The organism is Pandoraea sp. LA3 (assembly GCF_022696215.1).
Classification (GTDB): domain Bacteria; phylum Pseudomonadota; class Gammaproteobacteria; order Burkholderiales; family Burkholderiaceae; genus Pandoraea; species Pandoraea capi.
On record NZ_PTPY01000030.1, the window covers coordinates 136,364 to 158,512 of the forward strand.

Annotated in this window: 21 protein-coding genes; 11 read left to right on the forward strand and 10 right to left on the reverse strand. The window is 64.2% G+C overall.

Annotation, left to right across the window (positions count from 1 at the left end; genetic code table 11):
- The first annotated feature begins 27 nt into the window (after positions 1-27).
- From C5N93_RS10685 to C5N93_RS10710, 6 genes are all read left to right on the forward strand, one after another.
- Entirely contained in the window at positions 28-900 is an 873-nt protein-coding gene (locus C5N93_RS10685; RefSeq protein ID WP_150721201.1) for an alpha/beta hydrolase, read from the forward strand.
- Positions 897-1,817 carry a branched-chain amino acid ABC transporter permease gene (locus C5N93_RS10690; RefSeq protein WP_242559247.1) on the forward strand — a complete coding sequence of 307 codons (921 nt, stop codon included), beginning with the start codon at positions 897-899 and terminating at the stop codon, positions 1,815-1,817. Before C5N93_RS10685 ends, C5N93_RS10690 begins: the two co-directional genes overlap by 4 nt.
- 29 nt (positions 1,818-1,846) lie before the next feature.
- Positions 1,847-2,821, forward strand: a complete 975-nt coding sequence (locus C5N93_RS10695; protein WP_242559248.1) for a branched-chain amino acid ABC transporter permease — start codon at positions 1,847-1,849, stop codon at positions 2,819-2,821.
- A complete protein-coding gene (locus tag C5N93_RS10700; protein ID WP_150721203.1) occupies positions 2,818-3,588 on the forward strand; it encodes an ABC transporter ATP-binding protein in 771 nt (256 codons plus the stop codon). Before C5N93_RS10695 ends, C5N93_RS10700 begins: the two co-directional genes overlap by 4 nt.
- A complete protein-coding gene (locus C5N93_RS10705; RefSeq protein ID WP_069344746.1) occupies positions 3,585-4,295 on the forward strand; it encodes an ABC transporter ATP-binding protein in 711 nt (236 codons plus the stop codon). The genes C5N93_RS10700 and C5N93_RS10705 overlap by 4 nt, the downstream gene beginning before the upstream one ends.
- 207 nt (positions 4,296-4,502) lie before the next feature.
- A complete protein-coding gene (locus C5N93_RS10710; protein WP_017234237.1) occupies positions 4,503-4,862 on the forward strand; it encodes a hypothetical protein in 360 nt (119 codons plus the stop codon).
- A gap of 121 nt (positions 4,863-4,983) precedes the next feature.
- Here C5N93_RS10710 and C5N93_RS10715 read toward each other — a convergent pair whose 3' ends face one another.
- Positions 4,984-5,940, reverse strand: a complete 957-nt coding sequence (locus C5N93_RS10715) for a LysR substrate-binding domain-containing protein (protein WP_069344745.1) — start codon at positions 5,938-5,940, stop codon at positions 4,984-4,986.
- A 10-nt stretch (positions 5,941-5,950) separates the two neighbouring features.
- Complete coding sequence (locus C5N93_RS10720; protein ID WP_242559249.1) at positions 5,951-6,598, reverse strand: TetR/AcrR family transcriptional regulator; 648 nt, start codon at positions 6,596-6,598, stop codon at positions 5,951-5,953.
- Between the two features lie 707 nt (positions 6,599-7,305).
- On the opposite strand from C5N93_RS10720, the gene C5N93_RS10725 reads away from it, so the two are divergent.
- The 3 genes from C5N93_RS10725 (at position 7,306) to C5N93_RS10735 (ending at position 8,740) form a co-directional block, all read left to right on the forward strand.
- Complete coding sequence (locus C5N93_RS10725) at positions 7,306-7,743, forward strand: hypothetical protein (protein ID WP_242559250.1); 438 nt, start codon at positions 7,306-7,308, stop codon at positions 7,741-7,743.
- 123 nt (positions 7,744-7,866) lie between these two features.
- Positions 7,867-8,142 carry a glycine zipper 2TM domain-containing protein gene (locus tag C5N93_RS10730; RefSeq protein ID WP_083254285.1) on the forward strand — a complete coding sequence of 92 codons (276 nt, stop codon included), beginning with the start codon at positions 7,867-7,869 and terminating at the stop codon, positions 8,140-8,142.
- 16 nt (positions 8,143-8,158) lie between these two features.
- Entirely contained in the window at positions 8,159-8,740 is a 582-nt protein-coding gene (locus C5N93_RS10735; protein WP_242559251.1) for an EF-hand domain-containing protein, read from the forward strand.
- Between the two features lie 107 nt (positions 8,741-8,847).
- Here the strand turns inward: C5N93_RS10735 and C5N93_RS10740 are convergent, their stop codons facing one another.
- The 7 genes from C5N93_RS10740 to C5N93_RS10770 all read right to left on the reverse strand — a co-directional run bounded on the left by C5N93_RS10740 (position 8,848) and on the right by C5N93_RS10770 (position 15,975).
- A complete protein-coding gene (locus C5N93_RS10740) occupies positions 8,848-9,330 on the reverse strand; it encodes a cupin domain-containing protein (protein ID WP_242559252.1) in 483 nt (160 codons plus the stop codon).
- Between the two features lie 144 nt (positions 9,331-9,474).
- Positions 9,475-10,122 (reverse strand): polysaccharide deacetylase family protein, encoded by a 648-nt coding sequence (locus C5N93_RS10745; protein ID WP_242559253.1) that lies wholly within the window; start codon positions 10,120-10,122, stop codon positions 9,475-9,477.
- Complete coding sequence (locus C5N93_RS10750; RefSeq protein WP_242559254.1) at positions 10,119-10,475, reverse strand: FCD domain-containing protein; 357 nt, start codon at positions 10,473-10,475, stop codon at positions 10,119-10,121. Before C5N93_RS10750 ends, C5N93_RS10745 begins: the two co-directional genes overlap by 4 nt.
- Positions 10,476-10,623: 148 nt before the next feature.
- Positions 10,624-11,991 carry a DUF3100 domain-containing protein gene (locus C5N93_RS10755; RefSeq protein ID WP_139133398.1) on the reverse strand — a complete coding sequence of 456 codons (1,368 nt, stop codon included), beginning with the start codon at positions 11,989-11,991 and terminating at the stop codon, positions 10,624-10,626.
- A gap of 440 nt (positions 11,992-12,431) precedes the next feature.
- On the reverse strand, positions 12,432-13,946 hold the full coding sequence (locus tag C5N93_RS10760; RefSeq protein WP_242559255.1) for an aldehyde dehydrogenase family protein: 1,515 nt from the start codon (positions 13,944-13,946) through the stop codon (positions 12,432-12,434).
- Between the two features lie 125 nt (positions 13,947-14,071).
- Positions 14,072-15,175, reverse strand: coding sequence for an NAD(P)-dependent oxidoreductase (locus C5N93_RS28310; protein WP_301232274.1), 1,104 nt, complete (start codon positions 15,173-15,175; stop codon positions 14,072-14,074).
- Positions 15,076-15,975: a VOC family protein gene (locus C5N93_RS10770; protein ID WP_242559257.1), complete on the reverse strand. Its 900-nt coding sequence runs from the start codon at positions 15,973-15,975 to the stop codon at positions 15,076-15,078. The genes C5N93_RS28310 and C5N93_RS10770 overlap by 100 nt, the downstream gene beginning before the upstream one ends.
- 289 nt (positions 15,976-16,264) lie before the next feature.
- On the opposite strand from C5N93_RS10770, the gene C5N93_RS10775 reads away from it, so the two are divergent.
- A complete protein-coding gene (locus C5N93_RS10775; protein ID WP_242559258.1) occupies positions 16,265-17,320 on the forward strand; it encodes a LysR family transcriptional regulator in 1,056 nt (351 codons plus the stop codon).
- 639 nt (positions 17,321-17,959) lie between these two features.
- A complete protein-coding gene (locus tag C5N93_RS10780; protein WP_242559259.1) occupies positions 17,960-19,024 on the forward strand; it encodes a porin in 1,065 nt (354 codons plus the stop codon).
- Positions 19,025-19,117: 93 nt separating this feature from the next.
- Here the strand turns inward: C5N93_RS10780 and C5N93_RS10785 are convergent, their stop codons facing one another.
- On the reverse strand, positions 19,118-22,135 hold the full coding sequence (locus C5N93_RS10785) for an autotransporter domain-containing protein (protein ID WP_242559260.1): 3,018 nt from the start codon (positions 22,133-22,135) through the stop codon (positions 19,118-19,120).
- Positions 22,136-22,149 lie beyond the last annotated feature (14 nt).

Sequence of the window (22,149 nt, forward strand, 5' to 3'; positions counted from 1 at the left end):
GCTGTCTTTGAGCACCATCGAGGTTTTATGAAGCGCTACCGCAATTTCGACGACGCCGAGCTGGACGTTCAGTACAACGCTCGCGCCACCACCCCCAACGTGCTCGACATCCTGACGCAATACGCCGAGCGCAGCGCGCATGCGCGCGCCACCGTGCCCTGTGTCCTCGACGTCGCCTACGGGGATCACCCCGACGAAACGCTCGACATCTTCCCCGCGCCCACGCCCGGCGCCCCGGTGTTCTTCTTCGTTCACGGCGGCTACTGGCGCGCCCTGAACAAGAGCGATTCGAGCAATATGGCGCCCGCTTTCACGCAGGCCGGCGCCACGGTCGTCACCATCAACTATTCGCTCGCCCCCGGTGCATCGCTCGACACCATCGTCGATCAGACGCGGCGTGCGCTGGCCTGGGTGCATCGCCACATCGGCGAACATCACGGCGACCCGAGCCGCATTCACGTGTGCGGCAGTTCCGCCGGCGGTCATCTCGTGGGCATGCTGCTCGCGACGGGCTGGCATGCCGGGTATGGCGTGCCCGAGAACGTGATTGCCGGGGCCGCCCCGCTGTCCGGTCTGTTCGATCTCACGCCGATTCCGTTCACGCACATCAACGAATGGATGAAGCTCTCCGCCGACGATGCGCGCCGTAACAGCCCCCACTTCCAGTTGCCGGCACAGGGCTGCCCGATCGTCGTGTCCTACGGCGAGACCGAAACGGCCGAGTTCAAGCGCCAGTCCGACGACTATCTCGCCGCGTGGCGTGACAAAGGTTTCGACGGCGAGTATGTGCCGATGCCAGGGACCAATCACTTCGACATCGTGCTCACGCTGAACGATGTGTCTCGCCCGCTCACGCAGGCCATCTTCCGTCAGATGGGCCTGGCAGGGGAGTCGACATGAGCCTCACCCTCTTCATCATGCAGTGCCTGAACGGGCTGCAACTGGGGGTTCTGCTGTTCCTGATGGCCGCCGGGCTCACGCTCGTGTTCGGCATCATGAACTTCGTGAACCTCGCGCACGGCTCGCTCTACATGATGGGCGCGTTCATCGCGGCCACCGTCTACAACCACACCGGATCGTTCGCGCTGGCTGCGCTTGCCATCGTTCCCGCGATGCTGGTGCTCGGGCTGCTCGTCGAGCTCGTCGCCCTCAAGACGCTCTATGACCGCGACCACCTCGATCAGGTGCTCGCCACCTTCGGGCTGATCCTGTTCTTCAACGAACTGGCCCGCATCATCTGGGGGCCGTCGCCGTACTACATGGAAGTGCCCGACTGGCTCTCCGGCACCGTCAGTCTCTTCGGCCTCGATTACCCGGCGTATCGCTTTCTCATCATCGTCGTGGGCCTCGTCGTCGCGCTTGGCTGCTATCTGCTGATTCACCGCACGCGCATCGGCATGCTGATTCGCGCGGGCTCCACCCATCGTCAGATGGTCGGCGCGCTCGGCGTGAACATCGTGCTGCTCAACTCGCTGCTGTTCGGTCTGGGCGCCATTCTCGCCGGTATCGCCGGGCTCATGGCCGGCCCGATTCTGTCGGTGCAGCCGGGCATGGGCGAGCCGATCCTGATTCTGACGATGGTCGTGATCGTGATCGGCGGCATCGGGTCGGTACGCGGGGCGTTTCTTGCCGCACTCATCGTGGGCGTGGTCGACACCGTGGGCCGCACCGCACTGCCCACGCTGCTGCGCAGCCTGATGGAGCGCAGCACGGCGGACACCGCCGGCCCCGCGCTCGCGTCGATGCTGATTTACCTGGTGATGGCGGCTGTGCTCGCCGTACGTCCGCAAGGGCTCTTCCCGGTCAAACACGGGTGACTACACGGCTGACGATGGAAACGATGGAAATGAAACTCAATCTACGCACCGCCGTGCCGATACTGCTGCTGGTTCTGCTGGCGCTGGTGCCCATTTACGCGACGTTTGCCCAGCAACCGTTCTTCCTCACGCTCTTCGGGCGCATCGTCGTATTCGCGATCGCGGCCGTCTCGCTCGATCTGATTCTCGGCTACGGCGGCATGGTCAGCTTCGGCCATGCGCTGTATCTCGGCCTCGGCGCTTATGTCGTGGGCATCATGAGCTTTCACGGCATCGACAACGGGTTCGTTCATCTCGGTGCGACGCTGCTGCTGTGTGCGATCGTCGGCGCCGTCACGGGCCTGCTCTCGCTGCGCACGACCGGCATCGCCTTCATCATGATCACGCTGGCGTTCGCGCAGATGTTCTACTTCCTCGCCGTCAGCCTGAAACAATACGGTGGCGACGACGGCCTGCCGGTGTCGGCGGGTAGCCGCTTCGGCAGCGTCTCGCTGGACGACCCGGCAGTGCTGTACTACGTTGCATTCGCCGTGCTTTGCCTGTGCGTGTGGGCCGGACGCCGGCTGGTCGAAGCCCGCTTCGGCATGGTGATTCGCGGCGCCCGTCAGAACGACCGTCGCATGCGCGCACTCGGCTACCCGACGCTGCGCTACAAGCTCGTCGCCTACGTCATCAGCGCCATGGTCTGCGGCGTCGCCGGCATGCTGTACGCCAACCTGACGCACTTCGTCTCCCCCGCCTATATGGCGTGGACGGCATCGGGCGAACTGATCGTGATGGTGGTGCTCGGCGGGCTGGGTTCCTTCTTCGGGCCGGTACTGGGCAGCACCGCCATGCTGTTGATCGAGGAATGGCTCAAGGGCATGACGGAGCACTGGATGATTGTCTTCGGGCCGCTCATCGTCGTGGCCGTGCTCGTCTCGCGTCGCGGCCTCTACGGGCTGCTCGGCGACCTGCAAGTGCGCCTCTCGCGCCGTGCGCGCACCGTGGAGGGCAAAGCATGAGCCTGCTTCGTGTCGACCAACTGGTCAAACGCTACGGCGGTCTGACGGCCACCGATCACTTCTGTCTCGACGTCGCGCCGGGTGAGCTGCACGCCATCATCGGGCCGAACGGCGCGGGCAAGAGCACGCTCATCGGCCAACTGGCCGGCGAGCTTCGCTCCGACGAAGGCAGCATTCATTTCGACGGGCAGGACATCACGTCCATGCCCATCGAGCAACGCGCCCGCTCGGGGCTGGCACGCTCGTACCAGATCACGTCGGTGTTCCGCGAGTTCACCGCGCTGGAGAACGTGCTCGTGGCCGTGCAGGCGATGCAGGGGCACAGTTTCGGGTTCTGGCGTCCGGCCATTCGCGAAGCCGCGCTCGTCGAGCCGGCTCGGGAGATTCTCGCGCGCACCGGTCTGGCCGCACGCATGAACGTGCCGGCCAGCGCGCTGGCGCACGGCGAGCATCGTCAACTGGAACTCGCGATGGCGCTCGCGGGGCAGCCGAAACTGCTGCTGCTCGACGAGCCGATGGCAGGCATGTCGCAAGCCGAGTCCGAACAGATGACGCATCTGCTCGCCGATCTCAAGGGCGATTACGCGATCGTGCTCGTGGAACACGACATGGACGCCGTGTTCGCACTGGCCGACCGCATCACCGTACTCGTCTACGGACGCGCCATCGCATGCGGCACCGCCGACACCATCCGCAACGATGCGGGCGTGCGCGAAGCCTATCTCGGGGACGAAACCCGCAACGAAATGCTGGGAGCGACGGCATGAGCACCTTGTTGTCTTTATCCGGCGTCGAGTCCTATTACGGCGCGAGTCAGGCGCTGTTCGGCATGCATCTGGAAATCGAGCGCGGCGCGTTCGTCACGCTGCTCGGGCGCAATGGCATGGGCAAGTCGACTACCGTCAAATCGATGACGGGGCTGATGCGTCCCGCGCGCGGCGAGATCGTGTTCGACGGTCAGCCGGTGCACGCGAGCCCTTCGCATCGCATCGCGCGCGCCGGCATGGGGCTGGTGCCCGAGGGGCGGCAGATTTTCCCGACGCTGACGGTGCGCGAGAACCTCGTCGCCACGGCAGGCAACCGTCACGGTGCGAGTTCGCCGTGGACGCTCGAACGCATCTACGGCCTGTTCCCGCGCCTGCGCGAGCGTGAGAAAAATCTCGGCAGCAATCTGTCCGGCGGCGAGCAGCAAATGCTCGCCATCGGCCGCGCCTTGATGACGAATCCGAAATTACTCATTCTCGACGAAGCGACGGAAGGCCTCGCGCCGCTCATTCGCGGTGAAATCTGGCAGTGCCTGAAGCAACTTAAAGGCAGCGGCCTGTCGATTCTCTGCATCGACAAGAATCTGGCGCCGATGCTGGAGCTTGGCGACCAGCACTACATCGTCGACAAGGGCCGTGTGGCGTGGCAGGGCGACTCATCGAAGCTGCGCCGGTCGCTGCCCGAATTGCAGGCTTATCTGGGCGTCTGATACGCCTGCCAGACGGTGTAAGCCACATTTCTGCGTACACTCTACGGCACCTCGACTCCACGAGGTGCGTAGTGCTCGATAGGTGTCAGACGCAAAAATCGGGAGTGTTTTGTGAAAGCACCCAGCAAAACTATGTGGTGCAATCGGCTCCGCTTGATTGACTTTGCAAGCGCTCCCGATCAACAACTCACGACACCGGTCAGGACTATGGCTTACTCGAACACGCCTTCGAATCCCTTCCGCTGGCTGCTTTCACAGGACACCGGTGCACCGCCACCGGCCGAGCCGGCGCACGTCAAGAACGGTCTTCCTGCGGATCTTCCGCTCAACATCAAGGAGTTGCCGCGCACGCCACTTCCCAAACTGGAAGTGTTTCCCGACGAGTTGCTCGCGCTGCGAAAGCACCTCGGCATGTCGCGCAATGTCTTCGCGCATTACCTGCGCACCAATCCCCGCACGCTCGAGAACTGGGAGCAAGGGCGCGCGCGTCCGAACGCTCAGGCGGCCTGCCTGATCCGGCTCGTGCAACAGAACCCGGGGTTGGTTTCGTCGCTGGCGCGTCTCTGAATCGCTTTTGGGTGGGGGGAAGGACCGTGGCCTGGTTCATGCGCCGGCCACGTTGAAAAGGGGCGTACCGATCCGTCGGTACGCCCCCTTTCTTTACATCAATAGAGATGTGCGTCGGGCGTTATGGCTTCAGACCGCAAGCCTCGCGCAGACACGCCACGAACCGGGCACAGGCCGGGCTCGGCGACTTGTCCGAGCGCAGCGAATAGCCGACGTCGCCAAAGCTGCCCGGCATGGTGTCGGCCAGCACCCGCAGCAGCCCCGACTCCACGAACGGCGTAGCGGCCGCGCGCGGCATCAGCGCCACCCGAGGCGTCTCGAGCATCAGGCCGATATTCGTGAGCACGGACAGCGACTCCACGACATCTTCGGGCAACGCGAGACCCGCGTCGTGGAACAGTCGTTCCGCCGCCAGTCGCGAGGGCGATTCCGGCACCGGCAGAATCCACGCCTGCTCACGCAGTTCGGCAAGCGGCACACGCTCGGGAAAATGCGACCAGTGGCGCTTGCCCCCGATCACGCTGAGCGATTCGTTAAAGAGAATTTCATGCGTCAGCGCAAAGGCGTTGGCCACCGGCAGCGAACGCTCGGGCAAACGCCCCACGACGATGTCCAGATCGCCACTGGCCAGCGCCGGGAACAGTTGCGCCGTGGTGGCCTCGCGCACGGTGACGAGCACGCCTGGCGTGCGCTCCTTGAGCATGGCGATGGTACGCGGCAGCAGGTCGGCGGCAGCCGAGATGAGTGTGCCGACGATCACGTGACCGCTGGTGCCTGCGCTGAACGCATTCACCTCGTCCGTCAGGTATCGCAATTCGGCCATGAGCGATTTCACGCGGTGGCCGAGCAATTCGCCGAGTTCCGTGGGCTGCATGCCGCGATTGCTGCGCACGAAAAGCGGCCCTTCAAAGCAGGCCTCCAACTCATGCACGATCTTGCTCACCGCCGGCTGGGTGAGGCCGGTTTCGTTCGCAGCGCGCACGAGCGAGCCCGTCTCCAACACGCGGTCAAAGACCTGAAGCTGGTGAAACTTGAGCTTTCGTCCGAGGTTGAGCGCTGTCCAGGGGAGTGATCGCATCGGCGTCCCGTCAGGCCGCCGCAGCAGAACCGGACGCGCTCACCGGGTCCATCGCCTGCGGCACCGATGCCGCTTCCGCAGGCTCTGCGCTGAGAAACGCCGCCACGTACTCTTCGAGCATGGCAACGTCCGGCAACGACGCCGGGTTCACGTGATAGTTGACGAGACAGCCGTCGAAGGTCAGCACGAGCATGTCGATGAGACGCGCCCGGCGTACGCTGTCGCGCGCGAGACTCGGCGCACTGGCCGCCAGCATGGCCGACAGACGCTCCCGAAACCACTGAAGCAATGACGGATCGTACGGATCTCCCGGGCTGACGGTCGCCAGCGCCTGCACCAGATTGTGCGAAAACCCGTTATCGAGTCGCGGCGTCTCGACGAGCAGGCCGGCGAGCAGCGTGCGCATGCGGGCATGCGCGCCGTGCGCCGACATCACTTCGGTTTCCAGTGCGGAAATACGCGCCTTGAACCATTTCTCGTAGACGCAGAAGAAGACTTGCAGCTTCGCGGTGAAGTAGCTGTAGATGTTCGCGTGCGAAATGCCGGCGCGCTTGGCGATCTGCACCATTGTGGTGTCGACATACCCTTTTTCGAGAAACAGGGCATGCGATGCTTCGAGAATGGCGAGACGGATGTCTTCTTTCTTGACTTGTGGCATATGTGAGCCTGCCCGGATAGGCCGGGCACCTCGATCGTAAATTCTCAACTGCTACCAGCGCCGATACCGAGTGTCAGCGCGCACAGTATGCCAGCGCAAACGCAGCTTGCGGCGAAAACTAAGCGCAAACACTCCCCCGGACTTTCCCGATATTTCAACGCACGCAACGTGATCTGCGATGACAGACATCGCGTAATGCGCCGTCCTGGCGCAGATTCCGCGCACAACGGCGCGCGGCACCTTCTACAAAGGGGTTAGCGGCAAGATATTTCAAAATCGAACAATTCTGATGTCATGTTTTTCCGGTGCTGCGACGTGTGCCATATCGTAGCCGCCGTCGTATATGAACGCGGATACCTGGACACCCTGCGAACCCGTCTATTCACGAGTACGCACTATGCGTACCTGAATTCATGAAAGCCATCTGTCCCGATTGTGGGATCGCAATATCTTCTGGCCTCATTGTTTGCAGGGTCGTGTAGGCAACGTCCGTCAGAGAGTTCCTACATTGATTCGGACTCCATCTCATTTATTCGATGGCATGTGCGATACCCATCGACCGCAAACGCCCGCGATACGGCGCATCCAAAAGCAATTACAAAGATTTACAAGATCGACCGATCCAAATGCCGCAATTTGCGTCCAACTACGGTCAATCCATGATGACGACGGGCGGGGATCAACACCGCTCTCGCAAGGAGGTCATGATGAGAAGAAACGTTGAACAAGCGCTTGACACGATGCCGGTACACGTCTCGAAGACACGCATTGCGAAGGTGTCCTCGGCAATCGGACTGGCAGCCGTCGTCCTCACGCTGGCCGGCTGTGCGTACGAAGCGCCGCCGCAACCTCGCCTGCCGTATCGAGGACCGGATAGTACGAATCCTGCGTACCAGCCGAACTGCGGGCCGCCGCCTTATGCGCCGGGTTCGGCATGCAGTCCCTACGCAGCGCCGCAGGCTCCTGTGCCGAACACGGATGCTTACGGGCGCCCTTATCCGCCGACTGACGCCTATGGCCGCCCCTATCCGACCGATGCACAGGGCCGTCCCTATCCGCCGCCGCCCCCACCCCCGGCTTATCGCGAGTCGAACCCTGCCACCGGGGTAGGGGTGCCGGAAAATGGGTCGGCAACGGCCAATTGAACGAACGATTAACGAAACGGCAGTCCGCTGTCGTCCCACGTGCTCCGCTGCTGCGATGCCACGAGGTACCTGACGGCCTGCCGACACCTGGGGCGCCTTGCCCCGTTGAAGGAGCCATACGTCATGAAAACCACACAACGATGGGTCTCGCGTGTTTCCCGCCTCTCGCGCCTCTCCCGCTCGGCGGCCCCGATACTGGTCGGTGCCGCGCTGATCGGCACGCTTGCCGGATGCGGCGGCATGACACCGCGCGAATCGCGTAATACCGCCGTGGGTGCCGGTGTCGGCGCACTCGGCGGCGCCCTGATTTCCGGCGGCGACCTCGGTACGACCGTCGGCGGTGCCGTCGTCGGCGGCGTGATCGGCAACGTGATCACCGACGACCGCCGTCGCCGCTGATAAGGAGAAGCGAGACATGACATCCCGAGACATCGTTCGCCAACGAACGCTTCATACCCTCAAGACGCGACGCCATGCACGCCGGGCCCTCGCCGCCGTGGCGCTGTGCGCCGGCGCCGCCGTGCTGTCGCTGGCCGCCATGCCCAGCTTTGCGCAGTCGGCGCCCCCCATCAATGGCGTCGTGCCGACAACGCCAGCGCCGCCGCCACCGCCTATGGGTGGTCCGGTGAATGGTCCTGATTACGGCGACGCCGCCGATCAGAACGCCGCGCTGGGCCTGTACCTGCAACGGTCGTTCGACGCCATCGACACCAACCACGACGGCAAGATCGATCGCAACGAATGGTCGGCCTATCAACGCAGCCAGTTGCAGGCGCGTCGCGCCACGTTCGAGCGCTACTTCAAGGCAGCCGACAAGGACGGCGACGGCTACCTGAGCCGCGATGAAGCCGCCGCATCGGAACCGTTCCTCTACCAGCATTTCAACGAAATCGACGTCAACCACGACGGCAAGCTCTCGCCGGCCGAAATTCGCAGCTTCTTCCGCCGGTACTACCACGACCGTGCGCAGGCCGACGCCGCGACGACGAAACCGTAAGCGGTCGCGCCGTCACGTCCCTCACCGCCACGAAAAAGCCCCCGCGCCGGTCGATACCGCCGCGGGGGCTTTCCTATTGACGGTAAGGCTCGTCCTTCACCTCATCGTCAATGACGATCGGCACCCGACGCTGCCGCCGGGAAATTCGTGTCGTGCCGCTCGCTGATCGCCTTGACCTGCTCCCCGGTGAAGCTCGTCCCGGCCAGCGCGGCAATCTCTTCAAAGTAGCGATCCTGACCGCCCGGCAGCGTCCAGTCGAGCATCCGCGCCGGGGTATCCCCCACGTTCCGGAAGCTGTGGACCACGCCGCGCGGCAGGTAGACAACCGTGCCCGCGCCCACCGTGCGGGTCACGTCCCCGGCGCTCAGTTCGTAAGTGCCCTCCACGATGTAGAAGCATTCGTCCTGACTGTGGTGCAGATGAGGCGGCGGGCCTTCGCCGGGTTTGTGACAGGCAATGATGACGGAGAGCTTGCCGGCGGTCGCCTCGGAACTCAGCAGGATCTGCATATCGAGTCCGAAAGGCTTGATGGCCTTGGCTTCCTCTGGCGTCACGATAACGCCTTGCGGGGTGGCTTGATGCGGGGTCATTGACGTATTTCCGTGATGTCTGTGCTGCGTGTTCACCGCGTGCTGCGCGGCCAGGGGATCCCAGGCAGAGGGATGGGGATAACGAGTCCTCGATGACGTTAAGCAGTCATGGCAAGCGAAGGGGAGTGTTCTCGCCCCACGACGCTACGACTGCGAAATCAAGGCGCGCATGGAGCGCACAGGGGTGCCCCGAAGCATCGGGACACACGCTCGTGGAAATTCCTGTCGGAACGTGTGACCGGCGTCCAGCGCTTTCTGAATGAAGGTCTCGAGACGACGCATCGCCCCCGACGCAATGTCGTGCAGCACGGTAAGCGCCCAGTCTTCCTGCGCACATTGCCGCAGCGCGGTCGCGACCCAACCGTCCGGATCGTTCCAGTCACGCGGAATCGAATTCCACAGCACGCAGGAGTATCGATGCCGACGCAGGTAGTCGACCGCCAGCGGGTTGAACAGCAACGGCCCCAATTCGCCACCCCCGCCGAATGGGCGGAAAAACCTGTCTGGATGCGCCGCGTCGCCGATCAACGCCTGCGTGCGGCCGATCTCACGCTCGGGCGCGTCCGGATCCGTGCTCAGCCCGAGCGGCACGTCGTGCATGTACGTGTGATTGCCGATCCAGTGCCCCTCGTCTGCCGCGCGCAGCATCAGCGCCCGGTTCGGTGCATCCATCAGGTTTCGCCCGAGCACGAAGAACGTGCTGCGGATGTCGTACCGGGCGAGCACATCGAGCACGTACGGCGTGACGTCCTTGGTCGGACCGTTATCGAAGGTCAGTGTGATGGGATTCACGTCGCCGCGCCCTCGCGCTTCTCGAACGCCAGCGTCACGGTCTGCGTCGTGGCACGGAAGTGCGCCTCGATGAGGACGGCGCAGCGATCGGCGTCACGCGCGAGCACGGCGTCCATCAGTCCCCGATGCTCCCCATCGACATCGCGCGGCCCATCCGGGCGCACCACCGCCAGTTTGCGATAGCGCTCCGACTGCGCGGCCAGCGTCTCGCGAAAACGCGCGAGCCAGTCCGATCCGGCGGCGCTGACCAGCGCATCGTGAAAGCGGCGGTGCAACACGCCCCACGCCACCATCTCGCCGCGCAATTGTTCGACTGCCGCCGGCGTGGCTTTCGACAACTCGTGATAAGCCAAACGAAAAGGGCCGGAGCCTGTTCGTTACAGGATCCAGCCCTTCGTTTTTCAGCCTCCCACCGGTCCGGCGGGCGTCATTCACCTACGTATCGACACCGATCTCTGCGGCGTGCGCGACCTGTCACCGTCACGCCGCCGCGATCACGCATTACACGTGGAAGAATTCGGCAATGATCGCGGCACCGAGGAACGTACCGGCATTCGCGAGGAACGACACGACCACGATGCGCCAGCCCAGACGACGGAAGGCAGGCACGTCCTTGGCGACCGACAGGCCTGCGTACGTCAGCATCGGCGTGACGAGCGACAGGAAGTTGATCTTGCCCGTGAACTGCTCGACGACCGGGGCGAACGGGAAGGCAGGCGAGGTCAGGAACATCGCGATCAGCGACACCCAGCACACGGCCGGCACCTTGCGGCGCGTGATGAAGTACAGCGCTTCGCCGACGATCACGGCCGCGATGATGATCAGCATGCCCGGCACGCCGTCGAGGAACGGCGTCTTGAAGGCCATGCTGTTACCGACCAGCGCCAGCGCACCCGAGAAGACCCAGGCGAACAGACGCGCACCGAAGTTCATTTCGACGGTGTGGGCCTTGCTGGCTTGCTTCAGTTCCTTGGCGGCGTCTGCGTCGGCCACGGCAGCGGCTTCGGCGTTGGCGCGGCCGCGCTTGCTCATGCGGCCCAGCACGGGCTCCATCACGCGATAGCCCCACACGGCGAGCGGCAGCGAGATGAACAGCGTGAAGTACGTACCGATGGTCGTCGTGATCAGGTTCGAAGCGGCAGCGAACGTCGCCACTTCCTTGGCGACTTCCGGCGTCTGCTGGGCAGCGATGGCACCGGCAGCGGCGGCCATCATCGAACCCGAGCCCACACCGGCGCCCATGGCGAGCGAGTGCGGATGGAACAGGTTCAGGCTGGCGACGAAGCCCGCGAACAGCGAGATGAACACGGCACCGAAGATCGTGCCCGTCAGGTACTCGGCCAGCACGCCACGGCCTTCCGGCGAATCGAAGCCGTACTTTTCACCGATGATGGCGAGGCTCGGCTCACGGCCGACCGAGAAGGTCGCACCGATGGCTTCACGCTTGATACCGAGCATCAGCGCGACCGGCAGGCCCAGAATGATCGTGCCCACGAAGTGGCCGAACTCCTGGAACACCAGCGCCCAGCCGGCAGCCACGAGCTTGGGCAGCGAGCCGCCCACGAGCAAGCCCAGCTTGGCGACGAACAGCAGCAGCGCCGGTTGCAGAATGGCCGCCGCCTTGTGCTGCATCGACAGATCGATCTGCGCGAAACGCGGCAAACGCGATTGCGACAGGCCCAACGCCGCGCCGAGCAGCAACGCCCAGACCATCGGCAACAACACGATCTTGCCGTGACCGGCAGTGATGCTGATCGCACCGATCAGCTCCGCGATCACGAGGATCACGATTGCCCACACATACAGGCGCACGCCATCGCTGAAGGCGCCTCCCTGCGGCTTTGCCGCGTTTTGTTCCATGACTGCCATCTGGGTCTCCACTGCACTTGCTATTGAACCGGTCCGGTGCCGTTCGCCCGTCGCTTTTGGCGACGATGCGGCGGGTCGACGAACATGTCGGTGATTAAGGACGTTCGGCACGCCGCCCGTCCGGTCGCAAGACCGGCGGACTTTTCGGCATGGCGGTGCGTGAACGCCCGCCATGTTGGCACGCCTTGGTGACAGCAACAGCGTTCCCGCGCCGAACCGCCCGAGGGCGGCATTATACGCGGTCAAAAACCCCGTTTCGGCCCCGTGTCCCGCAGGCTGAAACGGTCGTGTGCAGGACGACGTCTCACGACCGGCGCCGGGCACACTTTCTGCACTTTTACGTCGCGTTCGCCCCCCATTGCCGGTAAGTGAACGCACGATGACAGCACGACCTCACGGTTCGCCGGCCTCATGCCGACCGGCAAACCGTCACACTTGGATCAGACGTAGCCGAACGGCGTGGCCGGATTGGCCGCCGTCTCGACCCAGACGCTCTTCGTCTGCGTGTACTCGTAGAGCGCTTCCACACCGCTGGAGCGGCCGTAACCGCTGTGGTTGTAGCCGCCGAACGGCGAGGCGACGTTGATCGTCTTGTAGCCGTTGATCCAGAACGTGCCGGCGTTGACCTGCGACGCCACACGGTGCGCACGTGCGACGTCCTGCGTCCAGACCGCCCCGGCCAGACCGAACTCGCTGTCGTTGGCGATCGCGAGCGCTTCTTCTTCCGTGTCGAACGGGATCGCCACGACCACCGGGCCGAAGATTTCCGTGCGGGCCACGCCCATGGTGTTGTTCGCGTCAGCCAGTACCGTCGGACGCACGAAGAAGCCGCCGTCGCTACGCTGCTGCGAACCGGCCGCCAGACGCGCACCGCCTTCGACGCCCGCGTCGATCATGTTCATCACGTGCTGATACTGCGTGCGATTGCAGATCGGGCCAACTTCGGTCGTATCGTCCAGCGGCTCGCCCACGCGAATCTTTTCGGCGCCGCGCGCCAGCATCTCGACCATCTGGTCGTACACGCCGCGCTGCACCAGCAGACGCGAGCCTGCCACGCAGCTTTGTCCGGCGCTCGAGAAGATCGCGGCCTGTGCGCCAAGGCAGGCGCGCTTGAGATCCGCATCGTCGAACACGATGTTGGCGGACTTGCCGCCCAGCTCCAGCACGCTCGGCAGCAGGCGCTGCGCAGCGGCCGTGGCGATCTTGCTGCCGGTGGCCGGCGAGCCGACGAACACGACCTTCTTGATGACCGGATGCGAAATGGCGGCTTGCCCTGTCGTGTGACCGAAACCGGCAAGCACGTTGATCAGACCGCGCGGCACACCGGCCTGCTCGGCGAGTGCGGCGACCACCAGCGAGCTGGCCGGCGTGAGTTCCGACGGCTTGAGCAGCACCCCGTTGCCCATGGCGATGGCCGGGGCGAGTTGCCAGCCGCAGGTGAAGACCGGCGCATTCCACGGCGTGATCTGCAACACCACGCCCATGGCTTCGCGGCGGGTGTAGTTCAGGTGCGTGCTCGGCACCGGGATGACGTCGCCGAAGAACTTGTCCGTCCAGCCGGCGTAGTACTCGAACATCTCGGCCACTTTGCCGACTTCGCCCCGACAGTCGCGGATCGGCTTGCCGGCACCGATGGATTCGAGTTGTGCGAGGGCTTCGGCATTTTCGCGAATCTTCGCGCCGACGGCCTGCATGACGCGACCGCGTGCAGCGTGCGTGAGGGCCCACCAGGTCTTTTGTGCGGCCTGTGCGGCGGCGGCAGCTTGCGCCACGACATCGGCACCGGCGTCGCGATAGGTGAGCACCGTCTGGCCAGTCGCCGGGTTGACGATGTCGATGGTGGTCTCGCCACGGCCTTCGACCAGTTCGCCATTGACGAACGAACCGATGGTGCTGGCGTTGGGGAAGAACTTGGCGAATGCGCCGAGCAAAGCGGCGGCTTGTTGGTCTGGCATGTGAAAACTCCGTGCGATGCGCTCAGGCGCGCATCGTGTCGTCAAATAGAAACAAAACTTTCAGGGGCCGCTGACAGGGGCGATGACAGCCGTCGATGTCAGCGGCAAGGCGATCGATTCAACGATTAGGCGCGGCCCGGCTCGATGAACTGCACGATGCGGTTGAAATCCTCGTCGTCGCCCACGGTCGCGGCGCTCGCCGCCCACAGACGCCCCACTTCGGCCGACAGCGGTCCCGTGGCGAGCGTGCCCGTCTGCTCGGCCAGCGCCATGGCCAGACGCACGTCCTTGCGCATGAGCTTCATCGTGAAGCCCGAGTCGAAGGCGTCGTTGAGGATCCACGTCGGGTAGTTGGTCTGCGTGATGCCGCTGCGGCCCGAACCGGCATTCAGGCCTTCGAGCACCTGTTCCGGGGCCACACCGGCGGCCTTCGCCAGACGCATCGCCTCGCCCGCCACCACCAGATGCGCCGCGCACATCAGGTTATTGATGAGCTTGGTCACGTGACCGGCCCCCACATCGCCGATATGCACGCGCTTGGCTGACATGGCGGCGAGCACCGGCTCGATACGGGCGATGTCGTCCGCCGAGCCGCCCAGCACCATCGTGAGTGCGCCGTTCAACGCGCCCTTCGGGCCGCCGGAGACCGGCGCGTCGACCAGAGCGATGCTCTTCTCGCGCAGCGTGACGGCCAGCTTGCGGGTGCTTTCCGGGTCGGCCGTCGACGTGTCGACCACGATCAGGCCTTCGCGCCCGTTCGCGGCAATGCCGTCGGCACCGTTCACCACGGCTTCGACGACTTGCGACGTCGGCAGCGACAGCACGAGCGCGTCGGCCTCGCGTGCCAGTTCCGCGACCGAAGCGCGCAGGCCAATGCCTGCGTCAGCCAGCGCGGCACCGGCTGCCGGCGACGGATCGAAACCGAGCACCGTGAAACCGCCGCGCTGCAACGACAGCGCCATGCCGCGTCCCATATTGCCCAGTCCGACCACTCCGATGATTTTCATGTTGACTCCAGATTGACTGCGAAGATGACGCCGCCCGCACGGGCCGCGCCGCGTTGCTTCGCCCGCCGGGATACCCGGCCGACGCTTGGAAAGAGAATAGAAAGCGGCAGGAAGCCGCCGCGCTAGTGGTTCACGAACTCCAGCACGACGTTGCCGGCGAACTCGGGCTCCACCACCAGCCCGTGCTCGTTGTAGCCGTAGGGCACGCCGTTCTCGCGCCACAGCGCTTCGACGTGGGCCAGGTCCGGCGTGAGCAGCGTGATCGCAACGGCATGGGTGCGCACGCCCTGCGCCATCGGCAACCCGACCGCTGCGTAACGCGCCTCGGCCCGCTGCGGCGACATGGCGCGCAGATGACCGCAGCCGGTGTCGGCGACCGCCCCGCCCTCGTAGAGATCGACGTGCCGCGCGCCGTACATGCGCTGCCAGCGCGTGGCGAGCGTGCGCAGCGACGCCGCGTCGGGCGTCACATAAGTGACACCGACGATGTTGGTCACCCCGTTCGCGTGGCTCTGCCACTCCGGCACCCAGATCAACTCCGGGCGATGCTGGTGACAAATGAAATTGGAGACGTCGCCGAGCGTATCGTCGATGAACAGCCCCAGCGTGACCACGACCTCGTCGGGCGTGCCATCGGGTTTGCGCATCGCGCGGCGGAAATCGAGCATGCCCTGCGATTCGAGCCCCGCCTGCGCCAGCCGGGAGTGGTCGGCGCGGGCGTCCTTGCTGTGAAGTGCGACGAGCGATACCCCCTCTTCGCGTACGAGGAAGTCGCCGAGATAGCGTCCGAAGCAGAAATCGCCCACGGCATTCGTGCCGAACTTGCTGGCGTTGTCCACGCCGATCAACTCGATGAAGTTGTCGCCGAACATCATGAGCGACGTGACGGTGCCCCACGGGTGATACGACACCGGCGACGGGGCGAAGCCCATGCGCGCGTAATGCGCCAGCCGCCGCGGATGGTCATGCACAGTGACCAGCGGATGATCGATGCCGAATCGCGTATTGCGCGGAGGAATCATCAAGTGTCTCCGAAGGGCTCGGGGGCTCACGCGGCGCGACCGTTCGTGAGTCATGCCGGGCCCGGGGCCGCGCGTCATCCCGCAGGATCGCTCACCCTGACACCCCACCGTGTCGTCACATCCGGTCACATCGAAACTGGCGCGGAATCGGGCCGCCGACACCGGGCCTCGCCTGGGTTCGTTGCCCGGCGTTGGGGCCGATCCGCATGAGTCGCAGTGTGGATTGAAAAAAAATGACGCTCAATGACAACGCTTGAAGATTTTTGTTCTAATTATTAGTCTTTAGGGTATGACACCTGCCATCAACGAAAGCCGTTTGTCCTATCTGTACGAGGCCGTCCAGTGCGGCACGGTGCGCGCCGCCGCCGACAGACTCGACATCGCCCCCTCCGCCGTCAGCCGGCAGATTGCCTTGCTGGAGGCCGAACTGGCCCTGCCGCTCATCGAGCGTCACAAACGCGGCGTGCATCTGACGCAGGCCGGCCGTCTGCTCATGGAGTACTACCGGGAGCAGCGTGCGCACCAGGAGGACTTGCTGGCCAAGCTTCAGGAAGTGCGCGGGTTGCGGCGCGGGCACATCCGGCTGGCGGTCGGCGAAGGCTTCGTCAGCGACCTGATGGGCGCGCCGCTGCAATATTTCTGCAAACGTTATCCGGACATCACACTCACGCTGGATCTGGCCGGCACCAACGAGGTCATGCGTCTGGTCGCCGAAGACGACGCCGATATCGGACTGGTCTACAACCCGCCCGCCGAACCCAAGATCGTCTCGCGCGCCCAGATGGCGCAGCCGGTGCACGCGATCGTCGCGCCCGGTTCTCCGCTGATCGCGCAAGCGGCGAACGCCGCCGCGACCCAGGCCGCCGAAGCGATGAGGGCGACGGGGGCGATGGGGGCGACAAGAGCGGCGACGAACGCCACCAAGGCCATCCAGGCGGGAGATGCCACCCATGCAGACGGGAGACACCAGCCCGGCGCCCTCACGCTCGACGCCCTCTACGATGTGCCGCTCGCGCTCATGCACGGCGCTTACGGCACGCGGCAGTTGATGGAGTTGGCCGAGCAGTCCGAAAAGCACCGACTCACGCCCACGGTCACCACGAACTCGATTTCCGTGCTCAAGCACTTCGTGCGCGCAGGGCTGGGTGCGACCTTTCTGCCGACGTTCGCCGTCTCGCAGGAAATCGAAGCGGGGGTGCTGTGCGCCGTGCCTATCGACCATCCGATTCTCAACAGCGCCGAGGCCCACCTGATCACGCGTGCCGGGCGCCGCCTGTCCGGCGCGGCCAACCGCCTGCTCACCCACCTCGCGAGCAAGATGGAGGCCTTCGGCGCGCCGGGTTGACGCCCCAAGCGCGCCGACGCCGTATGGCAGAGGCATGGGGCAAGGGCATGCATCAACGACATGAAACGGCCGAATGAAAGCGTCCGACCGAATCTTTCGATACGCAAAGGAATGCGCAAGGCCGTTTCGGTTGCTGGCACGCAACACTCGACGCCCTAAGCCTTTCCCTTATATTGCGTACCGGAAAATTCGGATATAAAGAAGCCAATCAGGGAAACGGGTGCTTCTTCGTCATCCGGCTGGCGTCGTACGAATCGTATTGTACGAGTCGCGTTGTACTTACGTCGCACTACGAGACAAATAAGTCCGCCCGTTCCCGCCACTCATTCCGGTCGCATGACAATGCGCGTGTGCGCGTTGCCGCCGACCTTACGCCAGTGGACCGCCATGACGACGACCTGTGAAAACCAGAGCGTGACTGTCGTACCGGCATCACTCGCAACCGGCCGCGTTCCCCCATGCGGCGCCCGTTGCCCAGGCGTTCCCGATTGCCGATTTCTCGTCACTCGTAACGAAATTTCAGGCTTTTCCGACGATGTCGCAGACCGCTCCCGCTCGGGCGCGCTACGACGACGACGGTCATAACCACGCGAAAGAGGTGCGGGGCGCAACGCAATATCGCAACCTGGGGAGCAGATCATGAAAAAGAAGCTCATTGCAGCCAGCCTGCTGTGCGGCATCGGTACGTTCGCGCACGCGCAAACTAGCGTGCAACTCTACGGCCGCGTCGATGGCGGCTTTCAGTTCATGAACAATTTGCAGGACGGCAACGGCGGCACCGCCTCGCGCTGGAGTGCGCAGGGCGGCGATTACGGCACGAGCCTGTTCGGCCTGCGCGGCTACGAGGATCTTGGGCAGGGATTGCATGCCGTATTCAATCTGGAAGGCGGATTCCAGTTGATGAACGGCTACAACAACAACGGCTCGGGATCGATCTTCGACCGTCGCGCGCTGGTCGGTCTCAACTCACGCTCGTGGGGGCAACTCACGCTCGGGCGCAACCTGTTCATCAGCAACGGGGTCTGGGACTTCGATCCGTTCCAGCAGCAGGCCTTCTCGTCGGCGTCGCTCGTGCGGGGGCGTAACTGGCCGCAGGCGAGCAACACCGTCAACTATCAGAGCCCGAACTGGTACGGCTTCGACGTCGCGGGTCAGTACGCTTTCTCCAACATCGCCGGCCAGTTCAACAACGGGCGAGGCATGGGCGCGCAACTGACCTACACGCACGACCGCTTCCAGTTGCGCGCGTTGTACGACGAAATTCGCGACACCAACGGACGCTTCACCGACGTGTTCGCCACCTCGCGCGAATACTTCGCCGGCGCCAACGTCTTCCTGAACCGCTTCACGATTTCGCTGGGCTACACGCACATGTCGGCCCCCGACGCCCCGGCGCCCGACTTCGCCACCCGCGCCGATCATTACTGGGCGGGCGTGAAGTATCAGGCGACGCCCGTGTGGGCGGCAAACGCAGCGGTCTATCACGTGAACGTGCCGGGGGGGTTCGGACACGCCACGATGTTCGAACTGGGCACGACCTACAACCTCTCGAAGCGCACGTTCCTGTACGGCACCATCGCATACGTGAAGAACAGCGCGAACCAGAGCTTCTCGGTCGCCGCGATTCCGAGCGATTCGCTCGACAATCCGCCGGCGGGCAAGAGCCAGACCGGTGCCTACGTCGGGATCTCGCACTCGTTCTGACGTCGCACGACGTCTCGCCGCAAGCACAAAGCCCCCGGCCAGTGAGTCACTGGCCGGGGGCTTTGTCGTTGGCACGTGGCGGGTTAGCGCCCGTCAGAAGCGGTACTTCGCACTCACGCCACCGGCCACTGCCTTCTCACCGGCACGCAGGCTGAGATCGCCACCGACATGCACGTTGAGTTGTCGGGTGACACGGATGTCGGCGCCGAGGTCGGCGGTGAAGATGTCGCGCCCGAGCTTCACACCGCTGACGGTGAACGAGCGCGGCGCACCGAAGATCGCGTTCGTCAGGCTGCCCTGCGTGTCGCCGAACTCGTGCTCGTAAGCCAGACGCAACGACGGGATCACGCTGCCGCCTGCCGTGTTGACCAGTTCGCGCCAGAGTCGCACCCCGGCGATGACACGCCGCGAGTTGCTGGTTTGCGGACCAACGTGCAGCCCGTTGTTGCCCTGACCGGCATCGCGATCCGTTTCGTCATAGCCGTTCAGGCGCGTGTTGGCGATGCGCACACCGAGGAACGGGTCAACGTTCACGCCCCCCGCCAGCACCCGCTGGCCGACTTCGCCGAACAAGCCGAGCGTGCGACCGCCGGTCTTGCCCGAGACGCGCGCCGACACGTCGCGGGCCGCGACGGTGCGCTCGGTCGACACGTTGTGATTGGTGTAGAACACGCCGCCATTGGCAAACCAGCGCGTGTCGCTCAGATACGAGCCGTAGAGGCCGACACTGGCGCTTCTGACGTCGGACGAACCCGGCAGGTCGCTGGCCACCGACGAGCGGGTGCCGATACCGAACGCCGCGCCCACCAGGGCGTTGCGATTGAGGCGACGGTCGACTCCGAACGCGCCGTCGATCCCCTTCGTGGAAAAGCTCATGTCGTCGCTCTCCTGCCTCGCGCCCGTCCCTTTGAACGAACCCCAGACGGCCGTTCCGTTTTCCCCAGCGCGCTGACCGTTCGTCGTATTGCAGTCGGGCAATGAGCCGCCGGCGAGCATGCGGGTCTGCATGCTGCTGCGGAACGTGTCGGCCGCACTGTAGGCTGCGGCGGCATTGTTCGCGAGCGACTCGCCGGAGAGCATGCGCGCAGCGCGGCGCTGCTCCGCCGAGCCCGCAGGCAGCAGCACCAGTTGACCGAGCACGCTGCCGCCGACGCGACCCGACACGATGTCGTCGAGCGTCACCCCCTGGAGCGATGCCAGCACGCTTTGCTCGTTGCCCGAATACGGCGCATTGGGGTCGAGGAACGCAATGCCCTTGTTGGGATCGATGATGACCGAGCCGTCGTCGCCACCGTCGTCGGGGTTGGTCGGGATACTGCCGTACTCGACCTCGCCGAGTTTCACTTTGGCGTTAGGGCCGGGCACGATGACCTGAATCTTCTTCTCGAGCAGTTCCCTGGGCGAGACAGAATTGTCGATAGGACGCAGCACGACCTTGGTCTTGGTGAAATCGCCGTCCTTGTTCACCTCGAGCGTGCCGCGATGGATGCCGTCGGCGTCTTTCTTCGCGTCCGATTCGATTCTCGCCTTGTCGCCCTTCGACTCGTAGGAGTCGATCACAAGCCGGTAGCCATGCAGTTTGAGCGTACCGGCATTCTCGAATTTCTTGACGTCGTAGACGTCGTTGGCGAGCGCGATGGTCCCGGGCTCGGAGATAGTCAGCAAGCCCGTGCCGAGCGCGTTGCGATGCGCCGCAAGCAGTGTGCCGTTTTCAACGTTCAGTGTTTCGATGCCGCTTTGGTCGCCGCTGAAAGTGAGATGCCCGGTGCCAACCTTGGTGACGTGGGCGCCGTGCGAGCCCAACACGTCTTTGCCGATTTCCCCCGCGAACGCTTCGTCTCGTCCGAGCGCACCCAGTTTGAGCTGCGTTTCTCCGGTACCGACATGGCCATTTCCGCTCAGGGAGCCGATCGTCAGCGTGGGGGCATCCGCGCCCGCTTTCTCACCGTCTTTCGCGCTCTCAGCCTTGATTTCCGCCAGGTTGAGATAGCCGCCGTTCAACTCGATCGAGGCGGCATCCGCCGTCGTCTTGCCGCTCAGGTCGAGCATGCCGCTATTGACGATGCTCATCCGTTCCAGTTGCGTGTCCTCCATCGACAGCGCGACTTTGGACGTGTTGTCCAGATGGGCGTCACCGCCTTTGGCGCCAATGAATTCCAGATGACCGCTGTTGCGAATCGTCGCATTCTCGGCGCCCGACCCTTTGTCGAAAAGCCCCTGACCACCCTGCTCGATCATGATGTAGCTCGAACCGGCGTGGGTATCCTTGAGGAACCTCAATTGCCCTTTGTCCTTGATATCGATCGTTGCCCCACCGGCGCCCGTGCCGGCATCGAACTCGATGACACCGCCCGCCTCACCCGGCTGCGCGCCCTGCGAGACTCCCGCCACAAGGCTGATGTGCTTGGACGCGTTGTCGATGCCGGGGCCGCTCACGAATTTCAGAACACCGTCGCTGCCGACCTCCACATCGAGCCGCCCCGGGCCATCGATGCCTTCATGAGCGCCCAACGTGCCCTTATTGACCAGCACCGTATGATTTGCACCATCCATGGCGCGAATCAGGCCGACGTCGCGCTCGCGATTGTTGGCCCCTTCGATCGCGTCAGACACCAACCCGGAGCGCTGCGATATTTCCAGCGTCGTGTCTTTGGTGATGAGCGTCTCGCCGGCAGCCGGCCGGTCTGTGTCGGACATGAAATCGATCAGGTGTTGATCGTTCCATGTGACAGGCTTGGCCGGATCGTCCGACGCGACGCGCGGGGCTAATTCTCGCGTCTTCGCCAACCGTTCGGCCTCCGCCCCCTCGGCCGCCTGCTCCCAGCGGGCCTTCTTGTAGTGCACTGATTCATCCAATCGCTGCGCCTCATTGAGCGCCTGCAATGAGGCGATCCACTCCTTGATCGCGCCTTCCAGGCGTTTTTCCAGCGCTTGTCGTTCCTGAGAGGCCCGGTCTATGGGGTTGGCCAGCGCCTCAAGCGACTCGACGTCTTTTTTCAGCGCGTTCAGTGCGTCCAGCCGGAACTGCTGCGATGGCGTGATTCCCGTCGGCGGAATACCGGCTTTAATCTTGTCGATTTCCCCCTGAATTTCCGTCGCCGATTTATTCAATGCACTTTTTAGCT